At 72.3% G+C, this 16,519-nt stretch carries 9 protein-coding genes and 2 pseudogenes; 7 read left to right on the top strand and 4 right to left on the bottom strand.

Translation table 11 applies throughout. The features are described from left to right. Together I5E_RS07390 and I5E_RS07385 are read left to right on the top strand one after the other, a co-directional pair. A pseudogene (locus I5E_RS07390) lies at window positions 1-250 on the top strand (hypothetical protein); the annotation flags it as partial. Between the two features lie 111 nt (window positions 251-361). Beyond that, the gene (locus I5E_RS07385; RefSeq protein WP_022906415.1) at window positions 362-1,837 is read left to right on the top strand and encodes an APC family permease; all 1,476 of its coding nucleotides are present in this window, start codon (window positions 362-364) and stop codon (window positions 1,835-1,837) included. A gap of 141 nt (window positions 1,838-1,978) precedes the next feature. Here I5E_RS07385 and I5E_RS07380 read toward each other — a convergent pair whose 3' ends face one another. Beyond that, entirely contained in the window at window positions 1,979-2,794 is an 816-nt protein-coding gene (locus I5E_RS07380; RefSeq protein WP_022906414.1) for a LysE/ArgO family amino acid transporter, read from the bottom strand. Between the two features lie 69 nt (window positions 2,795-2,863). Here I5E_RS07380 and I5E_RS07375 point away from each other — a divergent pair, with 69 nt between their 5' ends. After that, a complete protein-coding gene (locus I5E_RS07375; protein ID WP_022906413.1) occupies window positions 2,864-3,787 on the top strand; it encodes a LysR family transcriptional regulator ArgP in 924 nt (307 codons plus the stop codon). Here I5E_RS07375 and I5E_RS07370 read toward each other — a convergent pair. Beyond that, window positions 3,769-4,314, bottom strand: a complete 546-nt coding sequence (locus I5E_RS07370) for a TetR/AcrR family transcriptional regulator (protein ID WP_022906412.1) — start codon at window positions 4,312-4,314, stop codon at window positions 3,769-3,771. The two genes, I5E_RS07375 and I5E_RS07370, sit on opposite strands and share 19 nt — an antisense overlap. A gap of 116 nt (window positions 4,315-4,430) precedes the next feature. Between I5E_RS07370 and I5E_RS07365 the strand changes: the two genes are divergently transcribed. The 4 genes from I5E_RS07365 (at window position 4,431) to I5E_RS07350 (ending at window position 10,440) form a co-directional block, all read left to right on the top strand. After that, entirely contained in the window at window positions 4,431-5,465 is a 1,035-nt protein-coding gene (locus I5E_RS07365; RefSeq protein WP_022906411.1) for an aldo/keto reductase, read from the top strand. Between the two features lie 378 nt (window positions 5,466-5,843). Then, window positions 5,844-7,607 carry a glycosyltransferase family 2 protein gene (locus I5E_RS07360; protein ID WP_022906410.1) on the top strand — a complete coding sequence of 588 codons (1,764 nt, stop codon included), beginning with the start codon at window positions 5,844-5,846 and terminating at the stop codon, window positions 7,605-7,607. Further along, entirely contained in the window at window positions 7,604-8,344 is a 741-nt protein-coding gene (locus tag I5E_RS07355) for an HlyD family efflux transporter periplasmic adaptor subunit (RefSeq protein WP_022906409.1), read from the top strand. The genes I5E_RS07360 and I5E_RS07355 overlap by 4 nt, the downstream gene beginning before the upstream one ends. Beyond that, window positions 8,341-10,440 (top strand): glycosyl hydrolase, encoded by a 2,100-nt coding sequence (locus I5E_RS07350; RefSeq protein WP_022906408.1) that lies wholly within the window; start codon window positions 8,341-8,343, stop codon window positions 10,438-10,440. Before I5E_RS07355 ends, I5E_RS07350 begins: the two co-directional genes overlap by 4 nt. Before the next feature lie 625 nt (window positions 10,441-11,065). Here the strand turns inward: I5E_RS07350 and I5E_RS07345 are convergent. Both I5E_RS07345 and I5E_RS07340 read right to left on the bottom strand, forming a co-directional pair. Next, the gene (locus tag I5E_RS07345) at window positions 11,066-11,869 is read right to left on the bottom strand and encodes an Fpg/Nei family DNA glycosylase (protein ID WP_022906407.1); all 804 of its coding nucleotides are present in this window, start codon (window positions 11,867-11,869) and stop codon (window positions 11,066-11,068) included. Between the two features lie 20 nt (window positions 11,870-11,889). Continuing rightward, a pseudogene (locus tag I5E_RS07340) lies at window positions 11,890-16,519 on the bottom strand (Lhr family ATP-dependent helicase); the annotation flags it as partial.

Below are 16,519 nucleotides of genomic sequence, written 5' to 3'. Positions count from 1 at the left end.
CGAGCGGTCGCTCGAGCTCCTCGCGCAGGACGGCGAGCTGCCGCTCGCGTGGCGGACGATGGGCGACTCCCGGAGCGACTACGCGATGGCGGACTGGCTGCACGCGAACGGGCACGAGGTCGCGCACGTCGACGTCCGTCCGTCCGACGGGGTCCCGGCCACGCCGTACCCGGTCCTCACGGCACCGGACGGCGTGATCCACGACGAGGCCGGAGCCCGGTTCCTGTCGGACTGGCGCCGATCCGCCTGAGCCGAGCCGCGCCTCCCGGCCCGGAACGGGACATCCCCGCCGTTTGCGTGCCGGGGTGGTACACCAGTACTCTCGCGGGGTCCGCCGCCAGCCGATGACGGGAACCACCCCATGGCACCGAAGCTCCGCATCAAGTCGATCGAGGCGTCCCTCGCTGACTCCGAGGAGAAGGGGCGCTCCCTCAAACGGTCGCTGAAGACCTTCGACATCGCGGCGATGGGCATCGCCGTCGCCGTCGGCGCCGGCATCTTCTCGGTCGGCGCGAACGCCGCCGCGAACTTCGCCGGTCCCGGCGTGATCATCTCGTTCCTGCTCGCCGCCGTCACGTGCGGCCTGGCGATCATGTGCTACGCCGAGTTCGCGTCGACGATCCCGGTCGCCGGCTCCGCCTACACGTTCACCTACGCCACGATGGGCGAGCTCCTCGCGTGGATCGTCGGTTGGGACCTCATCCTCGAGACGCTCACCGCCAGCGCCGTGATCGCGAAGTACTGGGGGATCTACCTCAGCGAGGCGTTCAACGTGTTCGGCGTGGCCCTGCCGAGCACGATCCAGCTCGGCCCGGTCCCGTTCACGTGGGGGCCGGTGCTCATCGTCGGCATCTTCACGGTCCTGCTCGCCTTCGGCACCCGCCTGTCGAGCCGGGTCTCGGCCGTCATCACGATCATCAAGGTCGCGATCGTCGTCTTCGTCATCGTCGCCGGTGCGTTCTTCGTCAAGGCCGCGAACTTCACCCCCTTCATCCCGCCGGCCGAACCCGCCAAGGGTGCCGAGGGGAGCGTCTGGACCCAGTCGCTCGTGTCCTGGTTCACCGGGTCCGAGCCCGCCCAGTACGGCGTCTTCGGTCTGCTCGCCGCGGCCTCCCTCGTGTTCTTCGCGTTCATCGGCTTCGACGTCGTGGCGACGAGCGCCGAGGAGACCGAGAACCCGCAGAAGACCCTGCCCCGCGGCATCTTCATCGGCCTCGGCATCGTGACGCTGCTCTACGTGGGCGTCAGCATCGTCATCACCGGCATGGTCTCGTACCAGCGTCTGGCGCAGGAGGACGCGCCGTCCCTCGCCTCGGCGTTCTCCATCGTCGGCCTGCCGTGGGCCGCCGGGATCATCGCGATCGGCTCCCTGATCGGTCTGACGACGGTCGTCATGGTGCTGCTGCTCGGTCTGTCCCGCATCGTGTTCTCGATGAGCCGCGACGGCCTGCTGCCGCGCTGGTTCTCGAAGACGAACGAGAAGACGCAGACCCCCGTGCGCGTGCAGGTCGTCGCGGGCGTCGTCGTGGCACTGCTGGCCGGCTTCACGGCGGTGGACAAGCTCGAGGGCATGATCAACATCGGCACGCTGTCGGCGTTCGTCCTGGTGTCGATCGGCATCGTCGTGCTGCGTCGCACGCGTCCGGACGCCCCGCGCGCCTTCCGGGTGCCGTGGTCGCCGGTGCTGCCGATCGTGTCGGCGGTGCTGTGCTTCTGGCTGATGCTGAACCTCGAGGTCGAGACGTGGCTGCGGTTCGTCATCTGGCTCGTGATCGGCTTCGTGATCTACTTCGGCTACAGCCGTCGCAACAGCCGGGTGGGCAAGGGCCTGCAGTAGGGCGTCGCTGACGCGGGCGCGGGCGCTGCGGCGCTGGCGGACGGGTCGAACCAGGTTTCCGACACCGAACCACGCGCAGGGGCTGGTTCGGTGTCGGAAACCTGGTTCCACGCGGCCACGCGGCCCCACGTCGGCGCCGCGTCAGGCGCCGAGCGCGAGCGTCGCGCCGAAGCCCAGCATGACGAGCGCGACGAGACCGTCGAACACGCGCCACGTCAGCGGCTTCGCGAACAGCGGTCGCAGGAGCCGTCCGCCGAACCCGAGCGCACCGAACCACAGGCAGCTCGCGAGGACCGCCCCGGCCGTCCACCACCACCGGTCCGCCGGCCCCTGCTGGTTCGCGACCGAGCCGAGGAACACGAGCGTGTCCAGGTACACGTGCGGGTTCGCCCAGGTGAACAGGAGCATCGTCACGACGGCCGTCCGCACGGTCGCGGCTCGTCCAGGAGGCGCGGTGCGCGTCCGCCCCGCAGCCACCGTCGTCGGGGCCGTCGCCGCGGCACCGGCCCCGGCCGGGTGGACGGCCGCACCGCGCCCCGCACCGGACACTGCGGCCGGTCCTGACGGGGCGCAGTGTTCGTCCGCGGGCGCGTTCCCGGACGCGATCGCCACCGGCACGCCGTCGTCCGCCGCCTCGGACTCGACCCGCAGGGACTCGCCCGACGGCCACAGCGCACGACGGGCCGCGAGCACCCCGTAGGTCACGAGGAACGCCGCCCCGACGAAGCGGATGACGACGAGCGCGACCGGGAAGCGCTCGACCACGACCCCCACGCCGAGCACCCCCGCCAGGATGAGCACGGCGTCGGACACGGCGCAGACGACGACCGCGGCCGCGACGACCCGCACGGACGAGGTCACCGCGAGGCGCAGCAGGTACGTGTTCTGCACGCCGATCGCCACGATGAGCGCGAGTCCGGTGCCGAGGCCGGCGAGCATGGGGAGGAGGGCGGTCACGGTTCGAGCGTAGGAGCGCACCCTGATGCAGTACAGCTCACGTTCCTGATGCTGCGTAAGCTCAGCTGCATGCCAGGGCTGCAGCGCGAACACCTCGAGACCCTCCTCGCCGCGGTCGACCACGGCACCCTCGACGCCGCTGCCCGGGCGCTGTCCATCACCCCGTCGGCGGTGTCGCAGCGGATCAAGTCGATGGAGCAGCAGGTCGGCCGGGTGCTCCTGCAGCGGACGACACCGGTCCGCCCGACCCCCGACGGCGAGGTCGTCCTCCGCCACGCACGTCAGGCGCAGCTGCTCGACGAGGAGACCGCGCGGGCGCTCGGCGGCGGGGAGTCGGTCGTGCCGTCGATCCCGCTCGCGGTGAACGCCGACTCGCTCGGCACGTGGTTCCTCGACGCGCTCGCCCTCGTGCGCGCCGACACCGAGGTCGTGTTCGACCTCCACCGCGAGGACCAGGACCGCACCGCCGAACTCCTCCGCGCGGGCACGGTGATGGCCGCCGTCACGGCCGAGGCCGAACCCGTGCAGGGCTGTTCCTCGGTGCCGCTCGGGATCGACCGGTACCGGGCGGTGGCCTCCCCGTCGTTCGTCGCGCGGTACCTGCCGGGTGTCGACAGCGAGCAGCGGATGACGCGACTCCTCGACCGCGTGCCCCTGGTGGACTACGACCGTGACGACGACCTGCAGCAGGGGTACCTGCGCCGGGTGCTCGGGCACGCCCCGTCCGGCCCGAGACACTTCGTCCCGACCTCGGCGGACTTCGCCCGTGCGGTGTCGCTCGGCTTCGGCTGGGGGATGCTGCCGGAGGCCCAGTGCCTCGACGCCCTCGAGCACGGCGACCTCGTCGAACTCACCCCCGGGCGCCGCGCGGACGTGGCGCTGTGGTGGCAGCGCTGGAACCTGGCCTCGCCGCTGCTCGAGCGCGTGACCGAGGCCGTCCGGGCGACCGCGGCCGAGCGCCTCCACCCGGTCGGTCAGACCGTCGCGCGGTAGCGGAGGCCGTCCACGAGCAGTCCGACGAGCATCTGGCTCTGTTCGATCGACGCGGCTCCGTGGCACAGGTCCGCCACCGCGTGCAGGAGCTGCTGGGCGTCCACATCGGGACGGATCGTCCCGGCTTCGGCCGCCGCCTCGAGGAGTCCGCCGAGCGCGCCGCCGAGCCGACCGACGAAGTACTCGGGCAGGGCTGCGAACGCCGGATCCCCGGAGTGCAGGGCCGCGGCGAGTCCCCGCTTCGTCGCGACGAACTCGGTGAACCGCTGCAGCCAGCGGGCGAGCGCCTCGTCGGGAGCGTGCGCAGCCGCGAGCTCGTCCGCGGCGGCCGCCGTCGACTCGACCGCCCGCTGGAACACGGCGACGACGAGGTCCGAGCGCTGCGGGAACCGCCGGTAGAGCGTGCCGACGCCGACGCCAGCCCGGTCGGCGATCAGCTTCGCGGGGGCGTCCACCCCGTCGCTCGCGAAGACGGCCTTGGCGGCGTCGGTCAGGGCGTCGGCATTGCGTCGGGCGTCGGCGCGCACGGAGTCCTCCTCTTGCGTAAACGGAAAACTGTTCCGTATAGTTCCGGAAGAGCGTTCCACTTCGGTCCACGATACGGTACCGAGCCCCGGGACGCCATCGACAGGAGGAACCGCACATGCAGTACCGCACCCTCGGCCGCACCGGCATCCAGGTCAGCCCCTTCGCGCTCGGCGCCATGATGCTCGGCACCGACGGCAGCATCGGCAACGGCGACGAACAGGACTCGATCCGCATCGTCCACCGTGCACTCGACGCCGGCATCAACCTCATCGACACCGCCGACCGCTACTCGCAGGGCGGCTCCGAGGAACTGCTCGGCAAGGCACTCGTCGGACGACGCGACGACGTCGTCCTCGCCACGAAGTTCAACGGCCCGATGGGCGACGACCCGAACCGCCGGGGGAACTCGAGGCGGTGGATCATGCAGGCGGTGGAGGGGTCGCTCCGCCGTCTGCGGACCGACCACATCGACCTCTACCAGGCGCACCGACCCGACGACACGGTCGACCTCGAGGAGACCCTGTCCGCACTGACCGACCTGGTCCGCAGCGGCAAGGTCCGGGCGATCGGCAGCTCGGACTTCCCCGCGTCGATGCAGGTCGAGGCGCAGTGGACGTCCGAGCGCCGTGGCCTCGAACGATTCCGCACCGAACAGCCCACCTACTCGATCCTCAACCGGGGCATCGAGCGCGAGGTCCTCCCGACCGTCCAGCGCCACGGCATGGGAGCCCTCGTCTGGAGCCCCCTCGCCGGCGGCATGCTGACCGGCCGGTTCCGGAAGGGGCAGGACACCGACCTCGCCCGCGCGACCATGTTCCGGCACAACCGCGACGAGCGACGGATCGACGCCGTGGAACAGGTCGTCGCACTCTCCGAGGAGACCGGCATCCGGATGACCCACCTCGCGATGGCGTTCGCGATCGCGCACCCCGGCGTCACGAGCGCCCTGATCGGCCCGCGCTCGACGGAGCAGCTCGACGACCTGCTCGCCGGCGCCGACGTGGCGCTCTCCGACGAGGTCCTCGACCGCATCGACGCGATCGTCCCGCCCGGCACCGACGTCGGTCGGCTCGACCAGCAGTACAACCCGCCGGCGGTCCTCGACCCGGCTCTCCGCCGCCGCCCCGCCACGGACCGTTCGGCGGCCTGACACGCGTCCGGGCGGGCCGCCCGGACGCCGAGGCTGTCCGCTTCCCGTCGCGTCCGTTGCGGGAAACCGCACGATCACCCCGCCCGGGCCCGTGTTCACACGTTCGTCACGAAGCGGCCCCGTGGGCCGCCCTACGATCGCAGGACCGACGGCGACGGGCCGTCGGGAGCACGACCGCTCCACGACACGAAACACCGAACACCGCGACCGCACCCACGGTCGCGACCCCGCCGGCCGAGGATCCCTAGTCCTCGCCGGCCGGACCTCCCGAGGGTCCGGATCCATGTCGCCGCAGCCGCCGACGCCCGTCTCACGATGCGTCGGCGCCTGCGCTCGACGACGCGTGAGTCCTCTCCGAACCCGACAGGAGACCACGCCATGTCCGCACCGCCGGACGTCCGTCGTACCCCGACGCGACTCCAACCGCCCGCCCGCACGACCGACGAGCTGCAGTCCCCGGACTTCCAGCTCCCCGCCCCGCTCACCCCGCGTGACCGCGAGCGGGCCCGCCGCCGCCGGCAGACCGAGCCGGTGCCCTACGTCCGACCCCGGGCGGAGAGCCGCGCGCACAGCCCCGTGATGGTCCTCATCGTGCTCGTCGCCACGCTCGGCGTGATGGCGTACGCGGTGTTCCTGCTCGATCCGGCCAACCGCGGCGACTTCCTGCCGTACGGGCTCGTGATCGTGGCCGAGAGCGTGCTCGTCGGACAGGCGCTCCTGTCGATGTGGACGATCCTGTCCGGCGGCTCCGACCCCCGGGACTTCGCGTTCCACCACACCCAGGACACCCTGTTCGACCGCGACACCATCGCCCGCAGCGGTGCCGCCGACCAGCCCCACCGCTGGCCGATGCACGTCCGCGGACGTCGGGTCGAGGTCGACGTCTTCATCACCGTCTACGGCGAGGAGCTCAGCAAGGTCGCCGCCACCGTGCAGGCGGCGGTCGCGATGCGCGGCGAGCACCGCACCTGGGTGCTCGACGACGGCCGGAGCGACGACGTCCGCGCGCTCGCCGAGGAGCTCGGCGCCCGGTACGTCCGACGGCTCTCGTCGCACGGCGCGAAGGCCGGCAACATCAACCACGCGCTGACCCTGGCGAAGGGCGACTACTTCGCGGTGTTCGACGCCGACTTCGTGCCGAAGCCGGACTTCCTGTTCGAGACCGTGCCGTTCTTCGCCGACGACGGCATCGCCTTCGTGCAGACGCCGCAGTCGTACGGCAACCTCCACAACCTGGTGTCCCGCGGCGCCGGGTACATGCAGACGGTGTTCTACCGGTTCATCCAGCCCGGACGGAACCGCTTCAACGCGGCGTTCTGCGTCGGGACGAACGTCATCTTCCGCCGCGAGGCGATCGACGAGATCGGCGGCATGTACACCGACTCGAAGTCCGAGGACGTCTGGACCAGCCTGATGCTCCACGAGCGCGGCTGGAAGACCGTCTTCATCCCGATGACCCTCGCCGTCGGCGATGCCCCGGAGACCATCGAGGGCTTCACGAAGCAGCAGCTCCGGTGGGCCACGGGCGGCTTCGAGATCCTGCTCACGCACTTCCCGTTCCGTCCGAAGCACCGGCTCACGATGGACCAGCGGCTGCAGTACCTCGTCACCGCGAGCTTCTACCTGACGGGCATCGTCCCCGGGCTCCTCCTGCTCGTGCCGCCACTCGAGATCTACTTCGACCTGCGCCCGATGAACCTGTCGATCGGTGCCGGCGAGTGGGTGCTGTTCTACCTCGGCTTCTACGGCGTGCAGGTGCTCCTCGCGTTCTACGCCCTCGGGTCGTTCCGGTACGAGACGCTCCTGCTCGCGGCGGTCTCGTTCCCGATCTACGCGAGCGCGCTCTGGAACGTCGTGTGCGGCAAGGAGCAGGCCTGGCACGTCACGGGAGCGGCCCGCGGTCGGACGCCGTCGCCGTTCAACTTCATCGTCCCGCAGGTGCTCGTGTTCGTGTTCCTGGCGTTGACGAGCGTCGTCGCCGTCTGGCGCGACCTCGACAACGGGCAACTGACGCTCGCCACCGCGTGGAACATCACGAACACCCTCGTGTTCCTCGCCTTCGTCATCGCGGCGTTCCGCGAACAGGGCCGGAACCGTGTGACGGACCGGATCGCCGCCCAGCGGGAAGGGATCGCAGCATGACCTGGACGAACCGACTCCGGTTGTTCGCCGGACTCATCGTGGTGCTCGTCGTCGTGGCGGCGTGCACGCTCGTCTTCAACCAGCGCCAGAGCGCGGTGGCGAGCACGTCGGCCGCGATCGCCGCGCAGGAGTACGCCGTCGGCACCGACTACGGCGGCACCGTGACCGAGGAGTACGTCGAGGAGGGCGACACCGTCCAGAAGGGCGACGAGCTCCTGCAGGTGCAGAGCCTCCAGCTGGCGCAGGACATCCGCAAGGGCGTCGTGGGCGCGAACACGCAGACGAGCGCCTACGACATCGGCGCGGACGGCTTCATCACCTTCAAGGCCGAGGTCTCCGGCACCGTCGCGAAGGTCGACGTGAAGACGGGCGGCTACGTGCAGGCCGGTTCGGAGCTCGGCACCATCCACAAGGAGGACAGCCTCTTCGTGACGTCGAGCTTCATCGTCACCGCACGGGACTACGGGCGGATCCGCAACGGTGCCGCGGTCGACCTCGTGCTCCCGAACGACACGACGATCCGCGGGACCGTGAAGAGCGTCAGCGTCGAGACGAACGACCAGGGGCAGGCGAAGACCACGGTCGACGTCGAGAGCCCCGAGCTGTCCGCCTCGCCGACGACCGGCATCACGAGCCCCGGGACCCCGGTGGACGCCACCCTGCACCTGCGGGACGACGGCCGGCTCGCGGGCGTAACGGACCTCGTGCGCGACTTCGCGCGGCAGATCGGCCTGTGACCGTGCTCCGGCTGCCTCGGTCCGCCCGTCGCGACCAGGCGCCGGACGCGCGCCTGCGGGTCGGCGTGCGCCGCGCCTCCAGACCGGTCCTGGCCGTCACCGTCGTGACGACCGTCGCGGTGCTCCTCACCGCGTGCACCGGGACTGGAGGCGCGGACCACCCCCGCGAGACCACCGCACCCTCCGCGAGTGGTGCGGCACAGGCGCGTGCCGTCGCCCGTCTCGGCGACGTCGCGTCGTCGAAGGCGGGCGCGATGCGCCTCGCCGACGGCCTGCTGCCGCCGACGAACCGGTGGTTCTCCGGACTCGTGTTCGGCGACGCCCCACAGCCCGTGTTCCCCAGTCCGATCTCGTGGCAGGTGACCGACGACGGCTTCGCGGCCGGGCTCCCGGTCGTGTCGGCCACCGAGAAGACCATCGCCGGCGGCGCGACGCAGCAGGTCGGCCTCGACCTCGGCGCGACCTCGACCGAGGTCTCGGCGTACGACGCGGTGTCGGTGACCGTGGAGCACCGTCGCGGCGCGACCGTCCTCGGACACACCGTGCTCGCCGAGGGGTCGCCGCTCGTGACCTACACCGCCGCGCGTGCCGGAACCGTCACCACGACGGCGCCGATCGACGTGACCGGCACCCGGACCGGCACCGTGACGAGCGGTGGGCGCACCTGGCAGCTCGTGGTCCGCGACGGCACGATCGACGGTGACGCGGTCGCGCTCTCGGCCGGCGGCAGCATCGTCCTCCTGCCCGTGCCGGACGGCGCGACCGCAGCACAGACCGACCGGCTCGTCCGGGCCGCCCGGCCGCTCACGGGCGTCGCGCTCGGGCGGAGCGCCTCGCGGGGGCAGCAGCACACCACGCTGACGTACGACTTCGGCTCCGACGACCCGGGCGTCCTCGTCCCGCAGCCCGGGCAGGGCACGACCGGGCTCGACTGCACGGGCCTGCACTACGACACCGTCCAGGGCGCCGCACCGGTCTGCACCGGCTCGGCCCTCCGGCTCGCGGTCGACACCGTCGAGCCCTCTGACACCCTCGATGTGTCCGGGCTGTCGTCCGCCGACCGGTCGACGCTCGTCGCCCAGGTGCGTGCCGACGCCTCGACCGTGAACGCGTCGTCCTACGCGGCGGACAGCTACGCCGGTGGGAAGGACCTGTACCGCGTCGCGAACCTGTACCGGCTCGCGACCGAGCTCGACCTGCCGTCGGTGGCGAGCACGCTGAAGACCTCGGTGGTGGACGAACTCGACCAGTGGCTCGACGCCGCCGGGTGCGGGACGCGGACCGCCCGGTGCTTCGCGTACGACCCGACCGTGCACGGACTCGTCGGACAGGAGGCCTCGTTCGGCTCCGACGAGTTCAACGACCACCACTTCCACTACGGGTACATCCTGTCCGCCGCCGCGGTGCTGGCCGCCGACGACCCCGAGCTCGTCAGCCGCTGGCGCACCGTCGCCGACCTCGTCGCCGCGGACATCGCCTCGCCGGAAGCCACGGCCTCGTTCCCACAGCTGCGCGTCTACGACCCGTACGCGCAGCACTCCTGGGCGTCCGGCTTCTCGCCGTTCGCCGACGGCAACAACCAGGAGTCGTCGTCCGAGGCCGTCTCGGCGTGGAACGGCGTCGCGCTCTGGGGTGCGGTCTCGGGGTCGTCGTCCCTCGAGTCGGTCGGCACGTGGCTGCTGTCGAACGAGGCCGCGTCGGCCCGCCGGGACGTGCTCGACCCCGACCTGTCCGCGTTCCCGGAGTTCCGGCACGAGGTGGTCTCGCTGACCTGGGGCGGGAAGCGGGACCACGCGACGTGGTTCAGCGCCGCCGCGGCAGCACCCGCGGGGATCGAGCTCATCCCGATGCCGGCCGTCGCTCGGTCGTACGTCGCCGCCGGCGGAGCCGCGCAGATCCGCCGGGTGCTCGCTGAGGCCGTGCCGGACGGCCGGTACGACGTCCAGTTCGGCGACTACCTGCTCATGTACCGGGCGTTGGCGTCGCGGTCGGAGGCGCGGGCGGCGCTCGGCGCGGCCCGGGACCTGCCGGACGCGGTGGTCGACTCGGCGAACTCGCGGTCGTACATGCTCGCGTGGATCATGGCGCGGGCGTAGGCGGGCGTAGGCGGGCGTAGGCGGGCGTAGGCGGGCGTAGGCGGGCGTAGGCGCGCGCAGGCGGGCGGGGCCGGGCGTAGGCGGGCGTAGGCGGGCGTAGGCGCGTAGGCGCGTAGGCGCGTAGGCGCGCGGGGCCGCGGGGTGTGGGGGCGCGGGGTGCGGGGTGTGGGGGCGCGGGGTGCGGGGTGCGGGGGCTGCGCTCCGCACCGTGCGCGGTTCGCGATCCGGTGCGAGGAAGGTCGCTCGGTGCGGCGCTGCATGCTCGCACCGAGCGGTCGCCGGCGCACCGGCTGGACAACCTCGCACGGTGCGCGGCGCGCTGACCTCGCACCGGCCGGGCAACCTCGCACCGTGCGGACGGCCACGCACGGTGCTGGGCGCCGCCGGACGCATCGAGCGGAGTCCCCGCCCGCCCCACACCGTCCGTCGTTCGCGATCCGGTGCGAGAAAGGTGGCTCGGTGTGGCGCTGCATGCTCGCACCGAGCGGTCGCCGGCGCACCGGCCGACCAAGCCTGCACGGTGCGCGGCGCGCTGACCGCGCACCGGCCGAACTACCTCGCACCATGCGGACCGGCACCAGCCCAGCACCGGCCGGACAACCCCGCACGGTGCGCTGTGTGCCGATCAGGTCTGGCAGCGCGGGCACCAGTACGTGTCGCGCAGCGTGAGCTCCGAGTCGCCGAGCTCCCCGTGCCGGATCGGCGTCCCACACCGCAGGCACGGCTTCCCCGCTCGCCCGTACACCCAGAAGCGACGCCCGGGCCGGTCGACACCGGTGGTCACCCGGGCGTTCCGGTCCCGGTTGGCGAGGATGAGTCGGCTCGCCAGGGCGATCACCCGCGCCGGGTCGTGCACCTCGCGCACCGGACGGGTCGGCAGCACGCCGCGCAGGAAGCACAGCTCGTTCCGGTACACGTTGCCGAGGCCGGCGAGCACCCGCTGGTCGAGCAGTGCCAGGCCGATCGGACGTTCCGGGTCGCGCGTGAGGTTCGCCAGGGCGAGGTCGGCGTCCCAGTCGGGACCGAGCAGATCGGGACCGAGGTACCCGACGACCTCGGACTCCTGGTCGCGGGGGACGACCTCGAGCACGCCGAGGGTGAAGCCGACCGTGGAGACGTCGGCGGCGCTGCCCGGCCCACCACCGGTCGCGTCGAGGACCACTCTGGCCTGGTGCGCCGGGCGACGCCATCGGTCCCCGGGGGCGTAGACGTCCCACCGGCCCTCCATCTTGAGGTGCGAGTGGATGGTGAGGTCACCGATCCGGTGCAGCAGGTGCTTGCCACGGGGAACGACCTCGTCCACGGTGCGGCCGACGAGGTCGAGCGTCGCGAACGCCGGCACCCGGAAGTCGCTCCGGGTGAGGACCTTTCCCGCCAGGGCGGTGTGGAGCCGTCGCGCGGCCCGGAAGACGGTGTCGCCCTCAGGCACGGGCCACCCCCGCCGAGCCGTCAGACACGGAGACGCAACCCCTGCGGTGTGGCGGTGAACCCGGCCTCGCGGAGCGCCGAACCGAGCGGCGTCTCGAGGACGAAGTCCCCGTTCACCCGCTCGACCGAGAGCTTCCGCAGACCGGTCCGCACCGTGGCCGCGATCGACGCCGCGGCCACGGCGAGGTCGGCCGGGTCGTCGGTGAAGGTCAGCACCGACTTGCCGCCACGCTCGACGTACACCGCGAGGTGCCCGTCGACCGTCGTGACGAGCGCGCCCGCCTTGCGCCCGGGCCGGTGGCCTCGTCCCGTGGTCTTCGTAGGAGCCGGGTCCGCGGCCGCAGCGGGACGATCAGCGGTGCCGTCGGCGCTGCCCGCAGCATCGTCGTCGGGGCCGGCGGAGTCCGACGGCCACGGCAGCGACGCCCCGAACGGGTTCGCCGGGTCGGTCGCCGCGAGGGTCAACGCTTCGCGGGCGCGGTCGGGATCGGCGCGTTCGTCGTCGTCGAGGTCTCGCGCGTACGTGCGGAGCCGGTCGACGGTGGGTCCGGTCGCGAACTGTGCGGCCCCGAGCCCCTCGACGAAGTACCCGCGGCGGGCCCGGCCGGACTCCTCGAAGCGGGAGAGCACCCGGTACACGCCGGCGAAGCCACCGCGGACACCCTCGACCTGCACGGCGCCGCGGGTGACGACGCCGTACCGTTCGAGCAGCTGTTCGGCGGTCGCCGCGGCCCGGACGGTCGAGTCGGACTCGGCCAGGGGCAGCAGGGACCACCGGCCACCGACGGACGGCGGACCGGACTGCGTCGGCAACGTCGGCCGTCGACGCCCGCGGTACGCCCGGGCGCGGGGCGCGCTGGAGCTCTTCGCCTTCCCGCCGAGCATCGCCCGCAGCGGCGCGAAGGTGTCGTTCGTGATCTGTCCCGCCCACACGAGGTCCCACAGCGCGGTCGACAGGGCGGTGTCGTCGGTGCTCCCCACCGCCTGTCCGAGCTGCCGGAAGAAGTACGCCCCGCCTCCGGCCAGTGCTCCGAGCACGTCCCGTTGCAGTTCGGTCGTCTCGTCACCGGAGGGCTCGGCCAAGGTGGCCGCGGCGGTGTCGGCCAGGTGCAGGCGGACCCAGCCGTCGTTGCCGGGCAGGGTGCCACCACCCGACCAGAGGACCTCGCCCGTGGCGGTGAGCTCGTCGAGCATGCTCGGCGCGTAGTCGCTGACACGGACCGGCAGGACCAGGGTCTCCCACGCACTGGCGGGCAGGGCCACCCCGGCGAGTTGATCGACGACCTGGAGCACCCCGTCGATGCCGCGCAGGCCGCTGCGGGCCCCGCCCGTCCGGACGTGCTGCCACGCGGGCAGGAACCGCGCGAGGGCGTCCGGCGCGACCGGCTCGACCTCGTGCCGGAGCGCCGCGAGCGACTTCGTGCGGATGCGGCGCAGCACCTCGGCGTCGCACCACTCCGCGCCCTGCCGGTCGGGACGGAACTCGCCCTCGACCACACGGCGGTCGGCGACGAGTCGCCGCAGGGTGTCCTGCACCACGGCGATCCCGAGGCCGAGTCGTCCGGCGTCGTCGAGGTCAGAGAACGGTTCTTGGGATCGGGAGTGCTGGCCGGGCAGGTCGAAGCGCGGATGCGCGACCGGTTGATCGAAGACGGTTTGGCAGGCCGTATCCGCAGGGGCACCCCGAGGGCGTCGCCCAGGCGCGAGGCATCCTCGATCAGCGCCACGGTGGGTTGCACCGCCGTGCGCGAGGGAGACCACACGCCGATCGAGGTCGAACGCGACCAGCGCGGTCTGCACCTCGGTCGCAGCGGCGGCGCGGTCGTCCGCTGCCGCCAGCCAGCTCCGGTCCAGAATCTCGTCGAGGTCGAGTGCGCCGACGAGCCGCAGCACGTCGACGATCCCCTCGGTGTCGCGCGCCCGGCGATCCGGCGACAGGCGTTGCAGGTCGCGTTCGACCGAGGCGATGACGGCGGGGTCGAGGAGTTCCCGCAGCTCTGCCCGACCGAGCAGCTCGCCGAGCAGGGTCGAGTCGAGCGACAGCGCTGCGGCCCGACGTTCGGCGAGCGGTGAGTCGCCCTCGTACATGAACGCGGCCACGTACCCGAAGAGCAGCGAACGCGCGAACGGCGACGGGGTCTCCGTCTCGGTCTCCACCAACCGGATGCGCCGCCCCGCGATGTCGTCGGCGATCCCCAGCAGTGCGGGGACGTCGTACACGTCTTGCAGCACCTCGCGCACGGTCTCGAGCACGATCGGGAACGACGGGTACTTCTGGGCGACCTCGAGCAGCTGCGACGCCCGCTGCCGCTGCTGCCAGAGCGGCGACCGCTGCCCGGGGTTCCGTCGGGGCAGCAGGAGCGCCCGGGCGGCACATTCGCGGAACCGGGCGGCGAAGAGCGCCGATGCCCCGACCTCGTCGGTGACGAGCGCGTCGAGGTCGTCCCGCTCGAACACGAACAGGTCGGCACCGGGTGGCTCGGCGTCGGTCTCGGGGATGCGCACGACGATCCCGTCGTCGGCCGCCATCGCGTCGCCGTCGATCCCGTGGCGTTCCCGGAGCCGGGCGGCGACCGCCAGTGCCCACGGCGCGTGCACCTGCATGCCGTAGGGCGAGTGCAGGATGAGTCGCCAGTCGCCGAGCTCGTCGCGGAAGCGCTCCACGACGAGCGTCGTGTCGTTGGGCACGTGCCCGGTCGCAGCACGCTGGTCGCGCAGGAAGGTCAGCAGGTTCGTCACCGCGCGCTCGTCGAGTCCGCCGGCGGCGACCCGGGCGCGGGCGTCGTCGTCCGACGCTCCCTCGACCTCGCGCACGAAGGTCCCGGTGGCACGCCCGAGCTCGGCGGGGCGACCGATGCCGTCGCCCTTCCAGAACGGCACGCGACCCGGCTGCCCGAAGGCCGGACTGACCAGCACCCGGTCGTGGGTGATCTCCTCGATGCGCCAGCTCGTCGCGCCGAGGGCGAAGACGTCGCCCACGCGGGACTCGTAGACCATCTCCTCGTCGAGCTCGCCGACGCGGGAGGCCTTCTCGCCCACCATGAAGACGCCGAACATGCCGCGGTCGGGGATCGTCCCGCCGCTGGTGACCGCGAGTCGCTGCGCACCCGGTCGCCCGGTCAGCGTGCCGTGCACGCGGTCCCACACCAGGCGCGGGCGGAGCTCGGCGAACTCGTCGCTCGGGTAGCGGCCGGTGACGAGGTCGAGCGTGGCCTCGAACGCCGACCGGGGGAGTCCGCTGAACGGGGCGCTCCGCCGGACCAGCTCGAACCAGTGCTCGACGTCGACCGTGTCGATCGCACCCGCCGCCACCGTGTGCTGCGCCAGGACGTCGAGGGGGTTCGCCGGCACCGAGATCGACTCGATCTGCCCGGACACCATCCGCTCGACCGTCACGGCGCTGTTCACCAGGTCAGCCCGGTGCTTCGGGAACAGCACGCCGCGCGAGATCTCGCCGACCTGGTGCCCGGCGCGACCGACGCGCTGCAGGCCGCTGGCGACGGACGGCGGCGCTTCGACCTGTACGACGAGGTCGACCTCGCCCATGTCGATGCCGAGCTCGAGCGAACTCGTCGCGACGACGCAGCGCAGTCGACCGGACTTCAGGTCGTCCTCGATGATCGCGCGCTGGTCCTTCGAGACGGAACCGTGGTGGGCGCGGGCGAGCACGGGCACCGAGGCGTCGGACCCGCCGCCGCCGGTCTGCCCGGACGCACCGATGGTCTGGGCGGGTGGCCGCTTCGTCCCCTGGGGTGCGACCGCATGCGCCGACGTCCGCGCCGGCGACTGGGGACGTCCGCGCGCGACCGGCAGCCCGTCGTCGGCGGGGGAGGCACCGGCCGGCACGAGTGCACCGTCACCGACGGAGCCGGCCGCCGCCAGCACCCGTTCCTCGTGGATCTCGTTCAGCCGAGCCGTCAGCCGTTCGGCCAGACGTCGGGAGTTCGCGAAGACGATCGTCGACCGGTGTTCCTCGACGAGGTCGACCACCCGTTCCTCGACGTGGGGCCAGATCGAGCCGTTCGTCGGGGACTCCGTCGCGTCCGCCCCGACCGGCGGCGCACCGAGCTCGGTCATGTCGTCGACGGGGACGACCACGCGCAGGTCGAAGGTCTTCTGCGCCGGCGGCGCGATGATCGACACCGGGGCGCGTCCGCCGAGGAACCGCGCGACCTCTTCCGGAGGGCGCACCGTCGCCGAGAGGCCGATGCGCTGCACGGGCTTCTCGAGCAGGTCGTCGAGCCGCTCGAGTGACACCGCGAGGTGCGCTCCCCGCTTGGTGGACGCCACCGCGTGCACCTCGTCCACGATGACGGTGTCGACGTTGACGAGGGTCTCGCGCGCCTGCGAGGTGAGCATCAGGTAGAGCGACTCGGGCGTGGTGATGAGGATGTCCGGCGGCTGCCGCAGCATCTTCTGCCGGTAGGATGACGGGGTGTCACCGCTGCGGACCCCGACCGTGACGTCTGGTGGTTCGAGCCCGAGGCGCCGGGCGGTCTGGGTGATGCCGACGAGCGGGCTGCGCAGGTTCCGTTCGACGTCGACGCCCAGTGCCTTCAACGGTGACACGTAGAGCACCCGGGTGCGCTGCTTCGCGGGTGGCCGGTCGGTCGAGCTGATGAGCCGGTCGATCGACCACAGGAACGAGGCC

The organism is Curtobacterium sp. B18 (assembly GCF_000333375.1).
Taxonomy (GTDB): Bacteria; Actinomycetota; Actinomycetes; order Actinomycetales; family Microbacteriaceae; genus Curtobacterium.
This window is presented reverse-complemented; position numbering and strand designations above follow the sequence as displayed.

Bases quoted from the DNA above. Each gene is read 5' to 3' on its own strand.
- I5E_RS07385 (WP_022906415.1), top strand. From the start codon at position 362: ATGGCACCGAAGCTCCGCATCAAGTCGATCGAGGCGTCCCTCGCTGAC.
- I5E_RS07375 (WP_022906413.1), top strand. From the start codon at position 2,864: ATGCCAGGGCTGCAGCGCGAACACCTCGAGACCCTCCTCGCCGCGGTC.
- I5E_RS07365 (WP_022906411.1), top strand. From the start codon at position 4,431: ATGCAGTACCGCACCCTCGGCCGCACCGGCATCCAGGTCAGCCCCTTC.
- I5E_RS07360 (WP_022906410.1), top strand. From the start codon at position 5,844: ATGTCCGCACCGCCGGACGTCCGTCGTACCCCGACGCGACTCCAACCG.
- I5E_RS07355 (WP_022906409.1), top strand. From the start codon at position 7,604: ATGACCTGGACGAACCGACTCCGGTTGTTCGCCGGACTCATCGTGGTG.